Annotated in this window: 17 protein-coding genes and 1 pseudogene; 10 read left to right on the plus strand and 8 right to left on the minus strand. The window is 42.3% G+C overall.

The features are described from left to right. Positions 1 to 215 (plus strand): DUF697 domain-containing protein (locus F6K49_RS15025; RefSeq protein ID WP_293097912.1); only part of this gene is annotated, 215 nt, incomplete at its 5' end. A 435-nt stretch (positions 216 to 650) separates the two neighbouring features. Here the strand turns inward: F6K49_RS15025 and F6K49_RS15030 are convergent. The 3 genes from F6K49_RS15030 to F6K49_RS15040 all read right to left on the minus strand — a co-directional run bounded on the left by F6K49_RS15030 (position 651) and on the right by F6K49_RS15040 (position 6,346). Next, entirely contained in the window at positions 651 to 1,967 is a 1,317-nt protein-coding gene (locus F6K49_RS15030; protein WP_366514187.1) for a TMEM143 family protein, read from the minus strand. Between the two features lie 948 nt (positions 1,968 to 2,915). Continuing rightward, positions 2,916 to 4,532: an iron uptake porin gene (locus F6K49_RS15035; protein ID WP_293097915.1), complete on the minus strand. Its 1,617-nt coding sequence runs from the start codon at positions 4,530 to 4,532 to the stop codon at positions 2,916 to 2,918. 134 nt (positions 4,533 to 4,666) lie between these two features. After that, positions 4,667 to 6,346 carry an ATP-binding protein gene (locus F6K49_RS15040; RefSeq protein WP_293097918.1) on the minus strand — a complete coding sequence of 560 codons (1,680 nt, stop codon included), beginning with the start codon at positions 6,344 to 6,346 and terminating at the stop codon, positions 4,667 to 4,669. A 647-nt stretch (positions 6,347 to 6,993) separates the two neighbouring features. Between F6K49_RS15040 and urtA the strand changes: the two genes are divergently transcribed. The 5 genes and pseudogenes from urtA to urtD form a co-directional block, all read left to right on the plus strand. Further along, positions 6,994 to 8,283, plus strand: a complete 1,290-nt coding sequence (gene urtA, locus F6K49_RS15045) for an urea ABC transporter substrate-binding protein (RefSeq protein WP_293097920.1) — start codon at positions 6,994 to 6,996, stop codon at positions 8,281 to 8,283. 187 nt (positions 8,284 to 8,470) lie between these two features. Then, on the plus strand, positions 8,471 to 9,640 hold the full coding sequence (locus F6K49_RS15050) for a branched-chain amino acid ABC transporter permease (RefSeq protein WP_293097922.1): 1,170 nt from the start codon (positions 8,471 to 8,473) through the stop codon (positions 9,638 to 9,640). Positions 9,641 to 9,800: 160 nt separating this feature from the next. Then, positions 9,801 to 10,967 carry an urea ABC transporter permease subunit UrtC gene (urtC, locus tag F6K49_RS15055; RefSeq protein WP_293023541.1) on the plus strand — a complete coding sequence of 389 codons (1,167 nt, stop codon included), beginning with the start codon at positions 9,801 to 9,803 and terminating at the stop codon, positions 10,965 to 10,967. 7 nt (positions 10,968 to 10,974) lie between these two features. Further along, positions 10,975 to 11,136: a hypothetical protein gene (locus F6K49_RS15060; RefSeq protein ID WP_293097924.1), complete on the plus strand. Its 162-nt coding sequence runs from the start codon at positions 10,975 to 10,977 to the stop codon at positions 11,134 to 11,136. A gap of 439 nt (positions 11,137 to 11,575) precedes the next feature. After that, positions 11,576 to 12,313, plus strand: a pseudogene (gene urtD, locus F6K49_RS53385) (urea ABC transporter ATP-binding protein UrtD); the annotation flags it as partial. Positions 12,314 to 12,723: 410 nt separating this feature from the next. Here the strand turns inward: urtD and F6K49_RS15070 are convergent. Further along, positions 12,724 to 12,882: a hypothetical protein gene (locus F6K49_RS15070; RefSeq protein ID WP_293064081.1), complete on the minus strand. Its 159-nt coding sequence runs from the start codon at positions 12,880 to 12,882 to the stop codon at positions 12,724 to 12,726. A gap of 369 nt (positions 12,883 to 13,251) precedes the next feature. Here F6K49_RS15070 and urtE point away from each other — a divergent pair, with 369 nt between their 5' ends. Further along, positions 13,252 to 13,953: an urea ABC transporter ATP-binding subunit UrtE gene (urtE, locus tag F6K49_RS15075; RefSeq protein WP_293044592.1), complete on the plus strand. Its 702-nt coding sequence runs from the start codon at positions 13,252 to 13,254 to the stop codon at positions 13,951 to 13,953. Here the strand turns inward: urtE and F6K49_RS15080 are convergent. Further along, complete coding sequence (locus F6K49_RS15080) at positions 13,932 to 14,096, minus strand: hypothetical protein (protein ID WP_293055749.1); 165 nt, start codon at positions 14,094 to 14,096, stop codon at positions 13,932 to 13,934. The genes urtE and F6K49_RS15080 overlap by 22 nt on opposite strands. A gap of 162 nt (positions 14,097 to 14,258) precedes the next feature. Here F6K49_RS15080 and F6K49_RS15085 point away from each other — a divergent pair, with 162 nt between their 5' ends. After that, complete coding sequence (locus tag F6K49_RS15085) at positions 14,259 to 14,483, plus strand: hypothetical protein (protein ID WP_293044590.1); 225 nt, start codon at positions 14,259 to 14,261, stop codon at positions 14,481 to 14,483. A 151-nt stretch (positions 14,484 to 14,634) separates the two neighbouring features. On the opposite strand, the gene F6K49_RS15090 is transcribed toward F6K49_RS15085, so the two are convergent. Continuing rightward, on the minus strand, positions 14,635 to 14,886 hold the full coding sequence (locus F6K49_RS15090) for a UPF0175 family protein (RefSeq protein ID WP_293097926.1): 252 nt from the start codon (positions 14,884 to 14,886) through the stop codon (positions 14,635 to 14,637). Between the two features lie 290 nt (positions 14,887 to 15,176). Here F6K49_RS15090 and F6K49_RS15095 point away from each other — a divergent pair, with 290 nt between their 5' ends. Together F6K49_RS15095 and F6K49_RS15100 are read left to right on the plus strand one after the other, a co-directional pair. Next, the gene (locus F6K49_RS15095) at positions 15,177 to 17,855 is read left to right on the plus strand and encodes a COR domain-containing protein (protein ID WP_293097928.1); all 2,679 of its coding nucleotides are present in this window, start codon (positions 15,177 to 15,179) and stop codon (positions 17,853 to 17,855) included. Between the two features lie 326 nt (positions 17,856 to 18,181). Next, a complete protein-coding gene (locus F6K49_RS15100) occupies positions 18,182 to 18,406 on the plus strand; it encodes a hypothetical protein (RefSeq protein ID WP_293029159.1) in 225 nt (74 codons plus the stop codon). A gap of 597 nt (positions 18,407 to 19,003) precedes the next feature. Here the strand turns inward: F6K49_RS15100 and F6K49_RS15105 are convergent. Then, positions 19,004 to 19,216, minus strand: coding sequence for a hypothetical protein (locus tag F6K49_RS15105; protein ID WP_158069537.1), 213 nt, complete (start codon positions 19,214 to 19,216; stop codon positions 19,004 to 19,006). 817 nt (positions 19,217 to 20,033) lie between these two features. Continuing rightward, positions 20,034 to 21,461, minus strand: coding sequence for an RNA-guided endonuclease IscB (iscB, locus tag F6K49_RS15110; protein ID WP_366514189.1), 1,428 nt, complete (start codon positions 21,459 to 21,461; stop codon positions 20,034 to 20,036). Positions 21,462 to 21,523: the final 62 nt, after the last annotated feature.

Here is a 21,523-nt window from a genome sequence, read left to right on the forward strand (position 1 = left end):
TGGGTGCCTTTGCTGGGGCAGCAATTACCCAAGCTGGAATTGCGGGTTATGGGGCTTATGCTGTTGGTCAAGCGGCACAGGTTTATCTCGAACAAGGTTGCTCTTTCGGACCACTAGGAGCAAGTACTGTCATTAAAGAAATTCTAGACCGGGTGGAGCCAGACACTATTGTTTTCCGTCTGCGGCAAGAATTGGAAAGACAGCTAGGAGAGTGATAAAACTTAATTCCTTAACCTTTTCCATAATTTTACCTAAATTTTATACCTGGTAAGTTTTTTACCGGACTCGTAGATTGGGCATGTGTAGATATTCAGTAGATATTCAACAGAGAAAAATCACTGCCAGCCCATCGCGATTCAGGAGAAGACCCATGTTCAAAAGACTAATTCAAGCCGCCATACTCACTTTATTGCTTCACCTAATTGCAAACCTGACACCACCAGACTCTCAACAGCCTGTCAATTTGTCACCCTCAGACGTGAAACTTGTCTATGTCTTGAGCTAGACCATCTGTCAGTTTTCCAAAGGGATTTTTATGGGGGTTGTGGGCTGGATAATTATCCATGGTTCATTATCCATGGTTCATTAGTGTTCATTAGTACAGTTGCCATGAACCATGAACCATGAATCTTAGAGGAGACTAAAAATGGTTAACCAAATGCATTATCCCAAACATAATCGATCAAGGTTTTAGCCTCCTGTAGAGGTAACACTTGACAACGACCTTGGTGATCATAGGTCAGCAGAGGGATTGGACATCTAGTCCCTTGTTCTAGGTTATCCTTTAGAATTTTGCCCTGTATCTCTTCCAGGTTACGCAGGCAATTATTGATATCAAAGTCAATTTTGGTGTCAAAATTATCATCCATCCATGCTTCAATTTGGTCATCCAACTCTTTAGGGTTAAGCAGCTTTTTACTAGTTAATAAGTGATAATAAACCAGAATAATTTCCTTACATTCTTCCTCTTCAGCGTCATCAATCAAAGACTTAAACACACCAGCATTAATGGCCAAATTTTTGAATAAAAGGGTCTCGGTAACAATTTTTTGAAATTTAATCTGCTTATTTTGATAACTTGTGTACTGCTTAAAGGCAAATCCCCCGAAGGCGATCACCACAGATAAAGTAGTGAGCAGTACAGCCATAATATCATGGGATTTTTCCTGATCAATTCTGAAGCTTTCGACCCCCAGAGCGAACAAAATTATCCCCAAGATAAAGATAAGTTGGGGAAGAACTTTGACCAGAAGAGGAATGGCAGCTCCAATGGCAGGTACACCAAATAATAGGCGGTCTTTCCAGGTCATTCCTATTTTAACATTTGGAAATAGGAATTCTAGATCAAATTTGGGAATATTGCCATAGAGATAAACATACATTTTTCCGGGAACAAAGTTAAGACGTTTGTTTTTTTTAGTCTTTTTTGAATCAAAATAAGATTTATCTTTGAATTTAATCAATAAAACGACTCGTTCATAGATTTCAATTTTTTGTTCAGTTTTTTGTAAAAGTTTGTTCAAAAAATGAATTTTAGCTCTCTCTCCTCTACCATAGCAAACCATTTCCTCAAAGTCATCAAAATCTATATCAGTCTTTAGTTCAATCAATGACTGTTCTGACACAGCTTGTTCCAGGAGGTTTTTCGGTAAGGGAAAGTAATTGGCACTTTTCAGGAGAGTTGTCAAGGTCGATATCAATTTAGCTTCCATCTGACTCTTCTGATCTGGAGTCAGTGCCTTGATCGACTTGGTGTCAGCATCAGGATTAAAGGGAGCAAAGTTATCCTTTAAATTCTCCAGGGTTTGATGGAACTGAAAATGATAATAGGCTGACAGAATTTCACAAAAATCCCGAAACTTCTGGGAGTTGGTAGGGTCAAGTTTTCCATCTTGAAGACAAAGTTCGATCAGATCGGTTCGACGGTAAGGGATAAAGGCTTCCCGGTCTTGATATATAGCCATCATTGTGCCACTAAACTGCTGTATAGTTCACATTAATAAAATTATGTTGGTTAGAGCATGAGCACCGGTTAACTAACAAATCGACTGGAGCTATAGTTATAGAGTTACCAGCCAATCCTGGAAAGGTAACAACTCGCCAGGACTAAAATTGATATTTTTTTAAATCAGTGGTCTAGGCTAGAAGCTTCCGAAAAGTTGTTCAGCCTTAGGATTGGAATTGTCTAGGATTGCTTAAGCGATGAGTAACTACTATCATCAAAATAACCCACAACCGCCAGACCAGGTTAGTCTGGGTTAGCTTATGATCTAACCAGCTGAGCTGTTTCCAGCTTTTCGATTGGGAAGTTATGTCAGAATTGATATCGGTAATTCGTTGACTTTTGTTAAGTTGATCCAACATTAATTGCTGGCTCGGTTTTTTGATTGTGATCATGTTGCTACGAACTTATCCTTTTCCCCTAAGCATGATCAGGGATGGCTACACCAGCCAAGTCGGCTTGGTGGGGATTAGGGTGAAAAGGATATCTGGATTTAAGTGATTCATTTATAGTAGAACCAAGGGTAAGCAGCTTAAACAGCAACAACAAAAATCTTAAAAAAGCTTAATACCCGGTATTGATTGACAAATGAGGAAGATTATGCATAGAGGACTTTGAAGCGATAGCAATTTTTGAGCGCAATTTCTTAGACAGTGAGCGCTCACTCCCTTATTAGTCAAAAGAATTGAAGTAATTTAATAATAAATAAATGTAAGCATTCAGCTATCAGCTATCAGCCTATGCGCGTAGCCCATAGGCTTACCAATAATCTGCTGATACCGAGCCCGGTTAAGTTCTTATAATTTTTGGCTTTTCGTGACTTTAAAGTTGATAATTTTCAATTTTCAATTTTTAAGTCACAGCCATGAGCTCTACCGTATTATAAGTAATTAACCGGACTTGGGATCAGGTCTTAGAATTTGAACGTAGTTCTCAGAGCACCAATCACGACATCCTCGTTATCACTGTCTCCAAAGGGAGCAGCAATCCAGATTAATCCGGGAGTAATCGAGATATTATCATTTACCTGATACTTGTAGAAGCCTTCAACATGAATGGCGGTATCATCATCACCACCAACATAAGGCTCAGAACCAGCGATTATACCAAGTAAGTTACCTTCTTTGCCAAAGTCTGGTAATGCTAGTCCTAGACCGTAGTACCAAATCTCAGCATCACCATTGCCACCAGAAGCTTGTTCAGCATCGGTGTAGCCACCATAGGCATTAATTACTAAATTGGGAGAGAATCGAAAAGAGGCTTCTACGCCGTAGGAGTTAGTGTTGGCCGTTACATCTCCTCCCTCACCAAAGGGTGCCCTGGCGTTTTCAGTTCCGACACCTGTATCAAAGATAGCGTTGCCATCATCAAAGTCATTGAAGTAGGCACGAACGTAGGTGAAGGCTAACTGGAAGCTGTCGCTAGGGGAAAATGTCAGCTGACCTAAGGCAGAAAACTCACCATTGAATAAACCCTGACCTTCAGAGGGGTCAAAGGAATTGCCACCAAAGTAACCTGCACTCAATACTACCGCATCGGCGAGGCTAAAGTTGATGCCTAGTCCACCACCTGCGCCTAAACCAATTTTATAGATGGGGCTAGATTCAGCATAGCTGGAAAGAACACCGCTAGCGCCAGTGAAGTCATCCAGGTAGGGGCTGACGGTGGGGACGAAATCTTGCCAAAGGGGAAAGGCAGCTGGCAGATAAACATCAATATTATCCCCAATCGGGAAGTAGTAGGCTAGCCAACCAATACCCAGATCGTTGCCGCTGTCAAAGCTGTAAGTAAAGGCACCTTGGTCTGTGCCATCAAAGGTAGCTGCATTACCGGCATCCAGACGGGTGTAGAGCGCATCTTTACCGGTGAAACTGGAGACAAACGCTAAACGTACCCGGTCTTGGAACACGACTTGGTTGTCACTGTCTTCACCAAAGGCGTTGGCAATAGAGAAGACCACTTCCCCTTCTAGCTTGGTGGTGGTAGAAAACTGATGGTCTTCTAAAAATGCCACCCGTCCTTCTAAGTTATCGACTCGTGCACCGAGAGTAGCCAATTCTGATTCAAACTCCTGAATCAGCCGTTGCAGGGTTTCTAAGTCTTCACGAGTGATAAAATCAGCGGTAGACGCAGCAATTAAACGCTCAATTTGGTTCAAGCAAGCATTTAAACCAGCGGCAAATTCATACCGGGTTGTTGCCCGATTCCCACGAAACGTGCGATTGGGGTATCCTGCAATACAACCGTAGCGCTCTACTAAACTCCGTAGCGCTTCATAAGCCCAGTCTCCAGGAGATACATCACGCAGTTGGGAAACACTGGTGACTTGACCCATGGAAGCTGACTCTTGTTTACTCTGTTTGATGAGTTTATCAACCGACACCTGCTTTGATTGTGCAGGCATTTGCGACCGGTTTACTGAATCAATGATTTCTGAAACCTCTTGTGCGATCGCAACCTCAGATGCTGCCCATTGGGATACCAACATCAATGGACTCATCAGCAACATCGAGCGTAATTGTTTATTCATTGTTCTCACTCACACCTGTCATCAGTCTAATGGATGAAAGTAACAAAGCTCTGACCAGGTGTTTGTAGTCTTTGATACAAAATATTACTTATATAGTTGACTCGTGACAGTACTCTGTCAGCACCTAGGCACAACTATATTGGCAAACTAATGACAAACTCGGCTCCCTGACCAGGTTCTGAAGCCACCTCAATTTTCCCCCGATGGTGGGTAATAATTTGGTAGCTAATGGCCAGTCCCAAGCCAGTTCCCTTACCTGGGTCTTTGGTAGTGAAAAATGGGTCAAAGATCCGGTCTTTAATTGCTGCGGCAATCCCAGGGCCATTGTCAGCGATTCGGATAACTACCCAGTTTTGGTCAACTAGCTCAGTTTGAATCCGAATGGTGAAGACTGGGGATGGGCAAGATTCGACACTCTTGTGTTCTATAGCATCAAGGGCATTTTCCAAGATACTCATAAATACCTGATTCAGTTGAGCTGGGTAGCAATCCACCAAAGGTAAATCCCCATACTGCTTGATCACCTCAATCCCTGGCTTGAGACGGTTGCTGAGCAGAACGAGGGTATTGTCAATTCCTTCATGGATGTTAACCGGTTTGATCTTGGCTTCATCCAATCGGGAAAAATTCCTCATCGAAAGCACAATTTCACGAATGCGCTCAGCTCCCCCTTTCATGGAAGCGATGATTTTAGGCAAGTCTTGGGCCAAAAATTCCAGATCAATCTCTTCTAGCTGATTTTGAATCTCTGGGTCAGGGTTGGGATAATACTGCTGATAGAGTTCCACCAGAGAGAGTAAATCCTCAATATAATCACTGGCAAAGAACAGATTGCCGTAGATAAAGTTGATCGGATTGTTCATTTCATGGGCAATACCAGCCACCATAGTACCCAAACTGGACATTTTTTCGTTTTGAATCAGCTGGATTTCCGTTTGCTGGAGTTCGTGGGTGTAGTCAGCCATACCGTGAATCAGCTGATTGAGAGAAGTCGCTAAGACACCCACTTCATCTCGGGTCGTGACTGGTGCTTGCAGGGTGAAGTTAGACTCCTGTTTGACCTGTTCGGTGATCTCAGTCAGGCTTTTGAGTCGCTGTGCGATCGCATTACTGGTATGAATAGCTAATAGGATTGCGATCGCAACTGAGAGGATCATACTGCTGACGATGATCCCAAAGCACAACTGATCACCACGGTTGAGGGTGCTCAACCCTTGCTGCTGTTTAACTTGAGCTGCTCTAATCAGCTGGTCTGACTTCTCAAAAAAGCTTTCTAGGGCAGTGGTTAATTCAGGATTGTTCTGTTCCAACAGTTGCCTTTGGGCAAGTTTAAGCTGATCATCGGGTGCGACCCATGGTGAATTTAATTCGCCAAGGTCAAGGGCACCTAAGGGTAAGTTTCCAGGCTCGATTTCTGGCAACAGGGATTGAATCAGAGTGTTGTAGGCATCAATAATGATCCTGTAGGTCTTCAGTAAATCCAGTAACTGATTGGTATTCGTATGAGAACAGGTATCAAACTCTGTGACAAACTCTTCCGCTTCCAACAGCAGTTGCTGAGCTTGGTCAATTTTCTTTTGAACCAGCTGTAGGTCTTCCATGGGAACAGCAACAGGAGGTGCGACCCGAACGCGCACCTTTAGGGAATTTAATTCGCCAAGGTCAAGGGCACCTAAGTAGGGATAGGAACGTAGGTCTAAAATCGCGATTTGTAAATTTTTCAGGAGATGTTCTTGTTTTTGGGAACGAGTGAGTTCAGCCAGTGCTGCCTTTTGGTAATGCTGGCCAATCCCTAATCCAGTCGTTGTTCCCAAAATTGCCAAACCAATGGAGAGTGCATACCCAACAAAAACTTTCTGCCTAATGCTTGCACTGGCTAGGAATTGATTGATCCAGCTGATTCTGGATGCCCCTGAGTTAGGGTGACATCCAGTGTGAAATCCTTGGAAATTCTCCCCTGACAAAGCTTAAATCTCGCCAAATGTTAGCCCATGAGTCGAAGCGTGTTTATTAATACACCTAATGGTCAATCTGTACAGTGACTTACAAGACAACAGTAAGTTTATAAGTTGAGCAATAAAACATGAATAGGTGATGCCTAATGACTTCAACATGCTATTTTTAGGCAAAACTATGCTTTTTTCGAAGTTATTGAACCATAGTAACAGGTACTGGCTTCGCTTGCTCTCTCTTGCTTTTGTAAAGGAGGTTTTGCTTATCCAGACTGTAAAGAGTTCATTAACAGAATGTGAATACTTAATGCTCACCATGGGTAGATCTGATCCAAAAAAATGTTAAAAAATGTTAAAAAATGTCAATCTTTCATGAACTGCTGGAAAATTTAGCTTGTTTGTATCCTACTTAACAGTTTACTTGCCATCCTAGGTCTAATATCACACCCTAGCTTCGCAATTTTTTCAATGAGGCTACACCTAAATTTGGTAGAGGATGGTACGAAAGTATGGTAAGTGGATTAGGACGACGTAAATTTCTGCTTTATAGCTCGGCGGCATTGGGAACCAGTCTTCTGTTGAAGGCTTGCGCTGACCCCGAGGCTACTTCAGAGGCTAGTGCTGGTGGGGAAGACACGATCAAAGTGGGTATTCTCCACTCCCTGACTGGCACCATGGCAATTAGTGAGACTACTGTGGTGGAAGCTGAAAAGCTTGCTATCAAGGAGATTAATGACGCCGGGGGAGTATTAGGCAAGAAAATTGTGCCTATTGTTGAGGATGGTGCGTCTGACTGGCCAACCTTTGCTGAGAAAGCTGCCAAACTGATTGATAAGGATCAAGTCGTTACTATTTTTGGTTGCTGGACATCCGCTAGCCGTAAGGCTGTGCTACCAGTGTTTGAATCCAAAGACCATATGCTGTGGTATCCTGTGCAGTACGAAGGGCAGGAATGTTCCAAGAATATTTTCTACACAGGTGCTGCACCAAATCAGCAGATTGAGCCAGCAGTAGAGTGGTTGCTGAAAAACAAGGGCAAAAAGTTTTTCTTAGTGGGCTCGGATTATGTTTTCCCTCGCACCGCTAACACAATTATTAAGGAGCAACTTAAAGCTCTGGGTGGAGAGACCGTGGGCGAGGATTACCTTCCCCTTGGTAATACAGAAGTTACCCCGATCATTTCTAAGATTAAAGCCGCCCTACCAAATGGTGGCGTAATCTTCAACAGTCTCAACGGGGATAGTAACGTCGCTTTCTTCAAACAACTCAAGGGTGCTGGACTCACTCCAGATAAATATCCCACGATGTCGGTGAGTATTGCAGAAGAGGAAGTCCGGCAGATTGGTCCAGAATTTCTCATTGGTCACTACGCGGCCTGGAACTACTTCCAATCCGTCGATAGCCTTGATAATAAGCAGTTTGTGGAAGCCTTCAAAGCCGAGTATGGCGAAGACCGGGTAACCAACGACCCCATGGAAGCGGCTTACATTATGGTTTACCTATGGAAGCAGGCGGTAGAGCAAGCTGGAACTACTGACCTAGAGCCTGTGCGCAAAGCTGCTATCGGTCAAAAATTTGGCGCACCAGAAGGACCAGTAGAGATGTATCCGAATCATCACATTTCCAAGACAGTGCGCATTGGTGAAATCCAAGCCGATGGTCAGTTCAAAATTGTCTCATCCACTCCTAAACCCGTTCCTCCCATCCCCTGGAATCAATATGTAGCGGAAACGAAAGGGTATGGGTGTGACTGGAGCGATCCCAATAAGGGAGGAAAGTACAAAAAGGAGAAAGCATAAGTGATCAAGGATGAATTATGACCTATGAAGTAAACTACTTAGCATTTAAAATCGAGTTTTGTTAGTTGAGTGTTGAGTGCTTAATGTAAACTTCAAAAACATAAAAATAAAGTAGTTTTCACCATTCATAATTCATCCTCAATAATTCATCATTTATCCTTCATAATTCATAGTTAATTATTAAATTGTGCTGCCACTTTTAGAAGGAATTTTTAACGGGATTAGTATTGGCTCCGTGCTACTGATTGCTGCCCTAGGACTAGCGGTTGTCTTTGGACTGATGGGCGTGATTAATCTTGCTCACGGCGAGTTAATGATGTTGGGCGCTTATACAACTTATGTTGTCCAAAATACCTTTAAAGCCTTTTTAGGGGATTCGTTGTTTAATGTCTATATATTTTTTGCCCTGCCCATAGCTTTTCTGGTGGCAGCGTTGGTAGGACTGGTATTAGAGAGGGGGGTGATTCGTTATCTATATGGGCGACCGTTGGAAACCCTTCTCGCTACTTGGGGGGTAAGTTTGATATTGCGGCAGTTTGTCCGCAGTGTAAATTGGGTATTGGTGATTGGGATTGGGGTATTTTGCCTGGTGTTTTTTGGGTCAAGGTGGGTTCTAAGCCGTCGTTTAGATTGGCAGAGAATTCGCAATTGGGCGATCGCTTTGATGGTATTCTTATCATTAGGAATTGCCATCGTAACTGGGGTGTTGTTAGGACAAACGGGTCAACGGGCAATTACTCGACCTTGGTTTAGTGCCAGAAATGTAGACGTGACTCCACCAGCATGGCTTCAAGGGGGATTTCCCATTGGTAACTTCCAATTGCCCTATGCCCGGATCTTTATCATTATTTTGACGATTATTTGTCTATTGGGAACCTACTGGTTCTTAAATCGCTCCAGTTGGGGATTAAGGATTCGAGCTGTTACCCAAAATCGCAGTATGAGTGCTTGCTTAGGTATCCCTACAGAAACGGTAGATGCGTTAACATTTGCCCTAGGTTCTGGTTTAGCTGGTGTAGCAGGTTGTGCGATTACATTACTAGGTTCTGTTGGTCCCAATACTGGTCAAAATTATATCGTCGATACCTTTATGGTGGTAGTAGTTGGCGGTGTCGGAAACTTATTCGGAAGCATAATAGCCGCCCTCGCAATTGGTACACTTACCTATCTGATTGGTTCGGGAAGCATAGCCTTTATGTTGATGCCAGTAGAGTTCCTGAAACCGGTAACGGACTTCTTTACCTTCTTTGCGACCACCAGTATGGCAAAAGTTATGGTCTTTGCTTTAATTATTACCTTTTTACAAGTGAGACCTTCAGGAATATTCCCACAAAAAGGACGCACGGCAGAATTATAGCGTTTCTCGTACTTATGAGGTACATTCAAGTTGATTCCCCCGATTCCCTACTCCCTACTCCCTACTCCCTACTCCCTACTCCCTACTCCCTGCTCCCTGCTCCCTTTGCTAAAGTACCTCACTAAATTGAGAACTGCTATAGTTGCTATTTTCATAAATTATGACGTATGTATCTAGAACACAAGCCATTAAAAAGCAGCGGCGACGAAAGTTAATCATAGAAATAGTAGCAATCGTAGCAATTGCTCTAGTTTTCGCGTTATTAATGCCAGCGATTTTGCCGGATTTTCGCCTCAAGCTGTTGGGGCGTTTTTTGTCATTATCTATTGTCGCGATTGGGATTGACCTGATTTGGGGGTATACCGGACTGCTGAGTCTAGGACATGGTATATTTTTTGCGTTGGGGGGCTATGCCTTTGCTATGCACCTCAAACTGCAATTACCAGAAGGAGAAATACCGGAATTCTTCACCCTCTATGGAGTGAAAGAACTCCCATTCTTCTGGCAGCCATTTTATTCGTTTCCTTTCACCCTAATTGCTATTGTTTTAATTCCCAGTATCGTGGCAGGATTGCTGGGTTATCTGGTATTTCGTAACCGGATTAAAGGGGTTTATTTCTCGATTTTAACCCAAGCCGCACTGCTGGTTTTATTCAATTTTTTCAATGGGCAGCAAAAGCTAATTAATGGTACTAATGGGTTGAAAACTGATACAGAAACCCTGTTTGGGATGTTAGTAAGTTCCAAACAAGCTCAGTTAGCTTTCTACGAAATTAGTATCCTGTGTGTGGTTCTGATCTACTTATTGTGCCGTTGGTTAACCAGTGGACGTTTTGGTCGGTTGTTAATTGCCATACGGGATGATGAGAATCGGGTGCGTTTCTCTGGCTACGATCCTACCGGATTCAAAGTCCTGGTATTTGCGGTTTCTGGGGGAATCGCTGGAGTGGCTGGAGCGCTTTATACCGTACAATCAGGGATTGTTACCCCCAGCTATATGGAAGTAGCGTTTTCCATTGAGATGGTGATTTGGGTGGCTGTGGGAGGACGAGCAACTCTAGTGGGAGCAATTCTGGGTACTTTATTAGTCAGACTAGCTCAAACCTTGTTGAGTGAGCAATTTCCTGAAGTTTGGCTATTTTTCCAGGGCGCGCTGTTCCTAATTGTAGTGACAGTACTGCCTAATGGTATTGTCGGCTGGTTGCGAGACGAGGGAATTGAACAAATGCGATCGCTTTTTGGTACCGAAAAACCAGTGATAACAACTTATCCCAGCCTAGAAAAAGACCCAGTAGTCCAACGGGAAAAAGAAGAGATTGGTCGTTAAACTGGTCTTGATTTACAGCGCTCTTCATTATCGGGAGTCGGGAGTCGGGAGTCGGGAGTCGGGAGTCGGGAGTCGGGAGTCGGGGGATAGGGTTTGTTTTATAGCAATTCTCTATGCCATGAGGTACAAAGGGATCCCCCTAAATCCCCCTTATCAAGGGGGACTTTGAGGTTGAGAAGCATACCTCTCTCTATGCCATGAGGTACAAAGGGATCCCCCTAAATCCCCCTTATCAAGGGGGACTTTGAGGTTGAGAAGCGTACCTCTCTCTATGCCATGAGGTACAAAGGGATCCCCCGTTTCCCTTATCAAGGGGGACTTTGAGGTTGAGAAGCGTACCTCATAAATCCTATAAACGCTATATAACTGAATAATATCCAATTTAAATACACAACAACTTAGTTATTATTCATTAGTTATTTCCCCCACTCGCTATGGCATCAAGACGACAATGATGTACACAGGATTTTTTCCCGATTCCCGATTCCCGATTCCCTACTCCCTACTCCCTACTCCCTACTCCCTACTCCCTACTCCCTACTCCCTACTCCCTACTCCCTACTCCCATTAACCCAGGACTTTTTACCTAACCCAATTGATAACTTCTAATGAACTCAAAAATTCTTGAAATTGATAACTTAACTGTAAGTTTTGACGGCTTCAAAGCAATTAACCAGTTTAACTTTAGTATGGATACTGGGGAATTGCGAGTGATGATTGGTCCTAATGGTGCTGGGAAAACTACGTTTCTGGATGTAGTGACTGGGAAAGTACAGCCAACGGAGGGACGGGTGTTGTTTAAGGGGCAGGATTTGCGAGGCTTATCGGAACACCAAATCTCTCGCTTCGGGATTGGTCGAAAATTTCAGACACCACGAGTCTACCTAAATCTAACTGTTCGGGAAAATTTAGATTTAGCTTGCAATCGCGATAAAAATGTGTTTTCCACCCTGTTTGGACGTACATTACCCGGGGAAAAACGGACAGTAGCTGGTTTGCTGGAAACCATTGGGTTAGTGGAAAAAGCGAATTTACTGGCCGAGTTACTCTCCCATGGAGAAAAACAGCGGTTAGAGATTGGGATGTTAGTGGCTCAGTCTCCCGATTTATTACTAGTAGATGAACCGGTGGCTGGTTTAACCGATGAAGAGACAGAAAATGTCGGAGATTTGCTGTTAGCTCTAGCTAAGAGTCATTCCATTATTGTGATTGAACACGATATGGAATTCGTACGCCAGATTGCTCGTAAAGTAACCGTGTTACATCAGGGTTCAGTGTTGTGTGAAGGCACAATGGATCAAGTCCAAAATGACCCCCGCGTTATTGAAGTGTATTTAGGACAAAAGCCATCGATTACAGCGGAACAAATGAAAATGCTACGGATTGTGTCTGCTATGGCTTGGTCTGATGGTAATCTGGCACGAGAAGAAGTTGATGTGATGATATCTCGCTTTAGCCAAGTGTTTGCGACAGATGCAGAACAACAGCAACAATTACAACAAGAATTACAGAATTATTTAGCACTTAATGTTCCTATCGAAGAGTTGACTAGTGAAATAGAAAGTATTGAAGAACGAAAACTAATCGTAAAGCTGGCTTATGAAGTGATTAAATCAAGTTCCCGTACACCTAGCGAACCAAAAATTAACGATGCTGAAGCAGCGGCTTACCAAAACTTAGTGAAGCTGTTGGATCTGCCAGCAGAAGTGGTAAAAAGCTTGGAAGCAGAAGTAGGAGAAGGGTAAAGGGTAAAGTGCTATATAGCAATTTTACGACTTGTGAGGTACAAATATCTAGGTTTTAGGGAGCAGGGAGCAGGGAGCAGGGAGCAGGGATTAGGCAAGAGTGAAACAATCCTGTATACCTCATGAGTCCTAGAAACGCTATAGCATTTAAGGCAATAGGCAATAGGCATGCTAGCAATAGTTAATCCACTATATAGGGATTTTTGCGATTCCCGATTCCCGATTCCCAATTCCCAATTCCCGATTCCCGATTCTAAATTCTAAATTCCCGATTATAACTTCCCGATTATAACTTCTAACTTCTAACTTCTAACTTCTAACTTCTAACTTCCCGATTCCCGATTCCCGATTCCCAATTCCCAATTCCCGATTCCCGATTCTAAATTCTAAATTCCCGATTATAACTTCCCGATTCTAACTTCTAACTTCTAACTTCTAACTTCTAACTTCTAACTTCCCGATTCCCGATTCCCGATTCCCAATTCCCAATTCCCAATTCTAAATTCTAAATTCTAAATTCTAAATTCTAAAAAACTCTTATGCTGCAAATTTCCAATTTAAATGTCTACTACGGTGAAAGCCACATTCTCAGAAATGTAGATTTGAATGTACCAGCAGGACAAATGGTTTGCCTGATTGGACGGAATGGTGTGGGCAAAACTACTCTACTCAAAACGATTATGGGATTACTGAAACCCCGCACTGGCACCATTACCTTTGCTGGTCAACCCCTGACTAAACTATCTACCGATAAACGAGCCAGATTAGGAATTGGCTATGTTCCCCAAGGGCGGGAGATTATCCCTCGGGTAACGGTGAAAGAGAATTTGTTGCTGGGTTTAGAAGCACGTCGAGGGGGTAGAAAGGCTGAAGACGACATCCTAGACACTATCTTTGAGCTGTTTCCAGTCTTAAAATCAATGTTGTCCCGGATGGGTGGTGACTTGAGTGGTGGACAACAGCAACAATTAGCGATCGCACGGGCATTAATGGGACGTCCTCAGTTATTAGTGTTAGACGAACCCACCGAAGGGATTCAACCGTCGATTATTTTGGAAATTGAAGCGGCTGTGCGCCGGATTATTAAAACCACTGGGATTTCTGTGCTCTTGGTGGAGCAGCATCTACATTTTGTCCGACAAGCTGACCGCTACTATGCCATGCAGAAGGGTGGCATTGTGGCATCCGGGGCGACTAGTGAACTGAGTCAGGATGTGATTCAGCAATTCTTAGCGGTTTGAATCGTTACATAGCGGTTTTTAATTTGGTGAGGTACAGAGTTTCTGGTTTTAGGGAACAGGGAACAGGGAACAGGGAAGAGTAAACCACCCCTAACCCCTCCCAGGAGGGGAAGAGGGAACAGGGAAAAAAATGTGTACCTCATTAAAGTAAAAATAGCTATAGATATACCAATCCTAAATGAATTGTGATAATTTTTGTTCCCTTTTCCCTACTCCCTACTCCCTACTCCCTGTTCCCTGTTCCCTGTTCCCTTTGGTATAGCATATAGAATATATTACAATACTAGTGTATTGACTTATAACTTATGTCTAACAATCCTTATTACAATCTTAGTGTTGATGACCAAACGATCATCATCAAGATTGATAAGACAGCAATTGATTATCAGCAACTGACCCAACTCCTCAACTATCTTGAATTCAAGTCAATCAGCCAGCGCAGTCAACTCACAGAAGAGGTAGCGGCTGAATTAGCTGATGAGATTGACTCTACCGTTTGGTCTAAGGTTAAGTCTAAACTTGATAAGTAGTAAATTGTGATCGGACAAAACCAAGCAGTTATAGTTGATACCAACATTTTGTTCTCAGCATTACTCTACAGATAAATCCCGTTTTAGTGAGTTACTACTCGACTCAAATTATAACTTTTTTATCTGTGAGCAGGTGTTGATAGCAGGAAGTTCAGCCACGGTTCATCTCGCGCTCTAGATCGTCAAAGTCAACAGCAAAGACATCAATTTGTTCCCGGGCTAGGGCGGCCAGAAAGTCCCTACGGTTTAACCCAGCGACGGAGGCTGCTTTTTCCATCGAGATTTCCCGCTTTTGATACCAGTAGATAGCAGCAGCAAGCCGCATTTCCTGCACAAATTCTTCTGGGGGAAGGCGACGGGCACTAAAAACCTCTTCAGGTAAGTTAATTGTGACTTCTGACATTAGTTATGTGCTAAAATTTGGTATTCTTGAAAGGGTGCATCTCATTTTTGCCGTTTGACCAGATGGTGCGTTACGGGAGGGATTATCCTAACACTACAATCATGGCTCCCCCGTCCCTAACGCACCCTACGAACTTGATAAGTATAGCAGTTTTTAGTTTAATGAGGTACAAAGGATTTTTTCCCTCTTGCCTCTTGCCTCTTGCCTTTTACCTGCTCCCTGCTCCCTACTCCCTGCTCCCTCAAAAAAATGTACCTCACCTAATTTAAAACCGCTATAATTGAATAAAAATGGCTGTACCAGAACATTTTGTTAAGAAAATAAGAGAAGCAAAAGAGAAGCAGCTTAAACAGTTAAATTTAAGCCGTGATTTTTTTTATTACGATGGTGACCAGTTAACTGAAATCCTAACTGAAGTTTCTAATTTATCACAGTTGGAAGTATTGATTTTAAGCGGAAATCAATTAACAACAGTCCCAGAATCCCTCACCAAGCTTACCAATTTAACCCAGCTTGATTTAAGCGGAAATCAATTAACAACAGTCCCAGAATTCATCGGAAAGCTAACTAATTTAACCGAGCTTGATTTAAGCGATAATCAATTAACAACAGTCCCAGAATTCATCGGAAATATAACTAATTTAACCGAACTTTATTTAAGCTTTAATCAATTAAAAACAGTCCCAGAATCCCTCACCAAGCTTACCAACTTAACCCAGTTTCATTTATACAAAAATCAATTAAAAACAGTCCCAGAATTCATCGGTAATTTAACTAATTTAACCGAGCTTTATTTAAGCTTTAATCAATTAACAACAGTCCCAAAATCCATCGGAAATCTAACTAATTTAACCGAGCTTTATTTAAGCTTTAATCAATTAACAACAGTCCCAGAATTCATCGGAAATCTAACTAAATTAACCAAGCTTATTTTGGGCAGAAATCAATTAAAAAAAGTCCCAGAATCCCTCACCAAGCTTACCAACTTAACCCAGCTTGATTTGGCTAAAAATCAATTAAAAAAAGTCCCAGAATCCCTCACCAAGCTTACCAACTTAACTCAGCTTGATTTAAGCGAAAATCCACTTGAAACTCCACCAATAGAAATTGCAGAAGATGGTATTGAAGCAATCAGAGATTATTTCCGACAACTGCTGAAAGAAGGAAAAGATTATATCTATGAAGCAAAACTCCTGATTGTCGGTGAAGGAGGTGCTGGAAAAACAACACTAGCCAAAAAGATAGAAAACCCAGAGTATCAACTACAGGAAAACGAAAAATCTACAGAAGGAATTGACATTATTCAATGGGAATTTCCACTGGATAACGGTCGAGACTTTAGGGTTAATATCTGGGACTTTGGGGGACAAGAAATTTATCACGCCACCCATCAATTCTTCCTGACCAAACGTTCCCTTTACACCCTAGTAGCAGATACCAGGAAAGAAGACACAGACTTCTACTACTGGCTTAATATAGTAGAACTCTTAAGCGACAACAGTCCTCTATTAATTATCAAGAATGAGAAACAAGATCGTCATAGAGAAATAAACGAGCGCGCCTTACGGGGACAGTTTACCAACTTGAAAGAAACGCTAGCAACAAACCTAGCGACTAACCGAAGTTTAAAGGAGCTTCTTACCCAAATTAAATTTTATATTAGCAACCTCCCCCACATCAAAGAAGCAGCTTTACCTACAACATGGAAACAAGTCAGAGAAGCTTTAGAAGAAGATAGCCGTAATCACATTAGTCTGGATGAATATCTAAACATCTGCTCAAAAAATGGGTTTACTTTATACAACGATAAATTACAGTTAAGCGGGTACCTACACGATCTGGGAGTGTGTTTGCATTTTCAAGATGACCCTCTATTAAAGAAAACGGTGATTCTCAAACCAGAATGGGGGACTTATGCTGTCTATAAAGTGCTGGATAACGATGACGTTATTCGCAATCTAGGTTGCTTTAACCGCGCTGATTTAGAAAAAATTTGGTCGGAAGAAAACTATGCTTATATGCAGGATGAGCTGCTACAATTGATGATCAAGTTTCAACTTTGCTATCGAATCTCTGGGAGTAAAGATAGCTACATCGCGCCACAACTACTAACGTTAAATCAACCTAAGTATGATTGGAATGAATCTGACAATCTAATTCTGCGCTATACCTATGAATTCATGCCCAAAGGTATTATAACTCGGTTTATTGTGGTAATCCATAAGTGGATTTACCAGGAGCAATATGTCTGGAGAAGTGGGGTTATCTTAAACAAAGATAACACCAAAGCAGAAGTAATTGAAGATTACGAACAGCGAGAAATTAAAATTAGAGTTACTGGTAGACATAAACGAGACTTGTTGACTACTGTTACTTACGAACTAGATCAGATCCATGATTCTTATAACCGATTGAGGTGTACTAAGTTAATCCCTTGTAATTGTTCTACTTGCAAAAACAGTCAAAATCCTTATTTCTATGAATTTGATAAATTAAAAGAGCGGATTGCTTATCGTAAGAATACGATTGAATGTGGTAGTCCTCCCTATAATATAGTTGAGGTATTAGGTTTAATTGATGATGTGATAGGTTTAAAGCAGTTCAATAAAGATGAACAACCAGATATCTATCGACAACTAAACAAAGCTGATAGATCTATTATTATTAATAATAACATTGAAGCGACAGGGAGTAAAACTATGTCTGAAAAAAACGAATTCAAGGTTGGAGACGGAAGTACGGTAATAGGAGCAGCAGGTAGAGAGTCTAACAACAATACTATCAACGCTACCGTCAATGAGTCACCCACAGAGGAGAAATGGAATCTCTCCAATAAACTTGCTCTGATCGGCATAATAGCGACTTTATTTGTAGGATTAGGGGCATGGCTGTTTAGCGGACTTCTTAATGACAAGGTAATAAAATTGTTTAGTCCAGAGCCAGCAACACAACAAGAGCAACTAGATTAATCGTAGGGTGTGTCTTCTTGCCTCGGAGATCCCCCTAAATCCCCCTTAAAAAAGGGGGACTTTGACTATGGCTCCCCCCTTTTTTAAGGGGGGCTGGGGGGGATCATAATCTTGCGGAAAACTTTGAAAACACGCCCTAGGGTGGGCAGTGTCTAGCAAGGGGCTTTTTAAGGTGATATCTATTTAGCACTGCCCACCCTACATAAGCTGATAGCTGACAATTTATCCTAAAATTACTTACCCAAAAAAAAGTTTTTCAAAACCCTTGACAAACTAGATCATAATCATTACAATAATCATTGTAAACGAAATTGATTTTTTTAATCATGTCTACAGACTTTATTCCGAATCACGACAATAATTCTGAGGATTCTAACCCAAAGAAAAAACGTATTAAGTACATTAAGGGCTCTCCTGAAGCAGTAACTAATACTATTTACAGCCTTTATGCACTGGGGTATGCAGATGTTTCCGAGTGGAGCCCTTTGCAGCCGACGGGCATTCCAGGGGAAGTAATTAGTTTTGCAACCAAGTCTTCGACTTGGCGTTAATAGGTTAAATTTCTGGGGGGGTTTCCCCCCTGGTCAAAGGCTCCGGTTTGTTCGGGTAGAATCACATCCGGATTGATTCGGAAACTGATAGACAAGACAATTGCGTTTACAGCAGTGAAATAGCCGTGGATAGTATTTCTACGGCTATTTTTTTTGGTTTTAATTTAATGGAATTGGGAAGTGCGAACGCGCCCCGCGTGACCTACGGTCAATCGCGTAGCGTGGCCAACGGCCAATCGGATCAGATTCCGATTGGGGCTACACCGATGGTGGGCAGTGCCTAGCAACGGACTTTGTCAGCTGATCTGATCTGTATCAAGCACTGCCCACCCTACATTAACTTTTACTGAGATTGATTATTAACAGCTATTCAGCAATGCTAAATCTTTAGCTGCTACTATTTCTAGCGTTTCTCATAGCTATGAGGTACACTTTTGATTGGCACTTATTGCCTTAAGACCTTCTTGCCTTGCTGCCTTCTGCCATTCCCCTCCTGGGAGGGGTTAGGGGTGGGTGCCTTCTGCCTTAAAAGGATAAGCAATGTCGCTCATGACTATGAGAATTGCTATATATATTGTGCAACTTATTATTTTAGCACTATTGATAACTACTATCCTGCCCCGGGTCTTTAGACCGGAGAGTGTCAACATAGACTTGTCTTAAATTTGTCAGATGATAGTCGTGTTTTAAGATTGAGCTGTCACGAACGTTGTACTTAATCTCTTCTAGGAAGAGCAGTTCAACCACGGACGGAGCCAATTCGGGGTTGTCCATGGCAGTTTCAAACAGCCACTTGGTGTCGCCGATCAAAAAGAAGTCCAACATAGTAATTTAGTAATCAGTAAGATGCACCTGTGCGATCAGCTGTGCGGGTATACACAGCTGCTAATGGTTTATCTCATATTTGTAAAAAATCAGGAAAGAATGTCCTGATCCGTGGGCTTAGTTTTGCTTAGCGTACGCCCTTGAGTTGGGATGTTGGTTTTTGCTACTGGTGCGATGCGCGTTTAGCGGCTCTTTCGGAGCATCGCAACGGTAGAAATCGGTTTCAGCTACAACCACCTATCCCTGGATGTCTGTCTGAAACATTCTGTGGGTTTATAAACACAACGAGGCGGGGTTTATTAAAAAATATTTCCAGTTTATTGACAATAAGTATTTATTATGATAAAATGCTATAGCTAAACTTGCCTAGTATACGTGGGATCAGTTTTAGCGATCGCACTAAAATCAATTAAATTGATCGTAATGACCACGTAAGCATTCAGCCGTCAGCCGTGAGCTAAAAGCTCACGCTACTTGAGGTGCCGTCAGCCGTGAGCTTATTTTAGTCAAAAGTACCGATCTAGTAGCACTATCTTTAGGGCATCAAATGTTGGCCTAGCCTGGCCTACGGCTAATAGCTGATATAGCGCTACGCGCAAGGCAAGAGGAATTCCCCCTTATTAAGGTGCATTAGCGTTTGAGATTTTATCAATGTCCTAACTTTAATGGGTAGTGCTATACCAATGTTAAGCTCAGCATTTGTAAGCCATGCATGGGTAATTTGGAGCGATATCCAGGTTGACCGGCTTCGCTTCTACTGCATGTGATAGGAAGAATATTTCCAGGTAATTCCTGGCATTTATCAGCAAAATCCATAACTATAGCCATCCTTTCTGTGAACTCTAAGTAAATTCTTGAGGTGTAAGCTTATCGCTTTTTTTCCGGGAGCAGTGTAATTAAAGGAGTTACTTTTACTTCTAGGATTAACCCTCCCAAACTCCCCCGTTAAAAGGTTTTTAGCTATATCACCACTAGACCAACCCTTGATGGGTTTCAATGGGTTATGTCTAATGGGGTAGCCATATTTATTGAGTGCAGCTTTTTGTCTGCCTCCTTGTCCTTTGCAGGTGACTAGTAGTGGTTGAGAGGTTCTCAATACCAAGGTTTTAATATCTCCAACACAAGCTGCATCAATCCAATGCTGTTTAGACAGTCCTAGCTTAGTCCGGTTGTATTTGGTCTGAGCGCCAGTACCAGTAACCACTGGTTTTACTTCTTTGAGCACCTTTACTATTCTGTTCCGAGTTGTATTCACCGCTGCTGCATCTGATAATGGTTGTTTCGCCTTATTTTTGATTTTTTGCAGCAAGCCTGGTTTCTTTTTTAGGAATTCCTCTATAGGTCTATTGCCTTTTCGTTGATTACATTTTTCGCAAGCTAGACAAAGGTTGTTAACTCGTTCGCGTAGCGTCGGCTTTGCCGAATCGCTTCCACCTTTAGATTTTGGGTGAATGTGCTCAATCTGTAGAGGGATATTTTGTTTGCCACAATAGGCGCACTCCCTTCCCCACTTCTCAAGTAAATACTCCCTCACCTCATATCCGGCCAAATCACCTTGTTGGTACTCGATTCCATTGATTTCATGATTCTGCATTTTTTGAGTGTCAAACTTGACTCTTTCAACCCAGATCTCATTGATTGGACAAAACTTAATCAGTCGCTTCACCCAGGTTTCAATAGTCAAAACCCTGTGTTCTAGGCTGGGAGCAATCCAACCCTCTGGACGTTTACGATTAAGAAATCTTGGCTTCCTGTAACGAGTATTGCGATTACGCCTCCCACGTCTAACAGCGCTTCTAGATTCTAATTTTTTCTTGATCAATCCTCCCCTGTGTTCTAATTCCATTCCCCAAATAACTTGGTCGTCTTGAACTAGAGCAAACCCAGTCACCTTGCTACCTGGATCTATCTTGATCTGACAAGGGGAGATAGTCGGGTTTGCGTTCGCGCAGCGTCGGCTTTGCCGAATCGCAGTCTTGAGGATAATCGTAAATGGATACATTCTAAAAACCGCCGCTTTACCTTTGTCCAATAATCGACGCGCTTTCTTGGGGGATATGGGGTTTAACGGTTGTTTATTCGTGTCAATGACAAATACATAATTTTGCATTTTTAGTGCGTCTCGATTCGGTAATGTTTTCCTCGACCATGTTGTAATGGCTTGTCGTGTCAACCACACATTTTGCCTTTGACTTAATAGTTGACGATAGGGCTGGGAGCTGGAGGTCACTCCCAGGTATCATGACCAAAACAACGTAGGAAATCAATCCTTGGTCTGCAACCTAGCTAGGT

This window comes from Moorena sp. SIO3I6, from assembly GCF_010672095.1.

Excerpts from the sequence above, each read along its gene's own strand:
- F6K49_RS15030 (WP_366514187.1), bottom strand. The coding sequence starts at position 1,967 with ATGATGGCTATATATCAAGACCGGGAAGCCTTTATCCCTTACCGTCGA.
- F6K49_RS15035 (WP_293097915.1), bottom strand. The coding sequence starts at position 4,532 with ATGAATAAACAATTACGCTCGATGTTGCTGATGAGTCCATTGATGTTG.
- urtA (WP_293097920.1), top strand. The coding sequence starts at position 6,994 with ATGGTAAGTGGATTAGGACGACGTAAATTTCTGCTTTATAGCTCGGCG.
- urtC (WP_293023541.1), top strand. The coding sequence starts at position 9,801 with ATGACGTATGTATCTAGAACACAAGCCATTAAAAAGCAGCGGCGACGA.
- F6K49_RS15070 (WP_293064081.1), bottom strand. The coding sequence starts at position 12,882 with ATGCCTATTGCCTATTGCCTTAAATGCTATAGCGTTTCTAGGACTCAT.
- urtE (WP_293044592.1), top strand. The coding sequence starts at position 13,252 with ATGCTGCAAATTTCCAATTTAAATGTCTACTACGGTGAAAGCCACATT.
- F6K49_RS15080 (WP_293055749.1), bottom strand. The coding sequence starts at position 14,096 with ATGAGGTACACATTTTTTTCCCTGTTCCCTCTTCCCCTCCTGGGAGGG.
- F6K49_RS15085 (WP_293044590.1), top strand. The coding sequence starts at position 14,259 with ATGTCTAACAATCCTTATTACAATCTTAGTGTTGATGACCAAACGATC.
- F6K49_RS15090 (WP_293097926.1), bottom strand. The coding sequence starts at position 14,886 with ATGTCAGAAGTCACAATTAACTTACCTGAAGAGGTTTTTAGTGCCCGT.
- F6K49_RS15095 (WP_293097928.1), top strand. The coding sequence starts at position 15,177 with ATGGCTGTACCAGAACATTTTGTTAAGAAAATAAGAGAAGCAAAAGAG.
- F6K49_RS15100 (WP_293029159.1), top strand. The coding sequence starts at position 18,182 with ATGTCTACAGACTTTATTCCGAATCACGACAATAATTCTGAGGATTCT.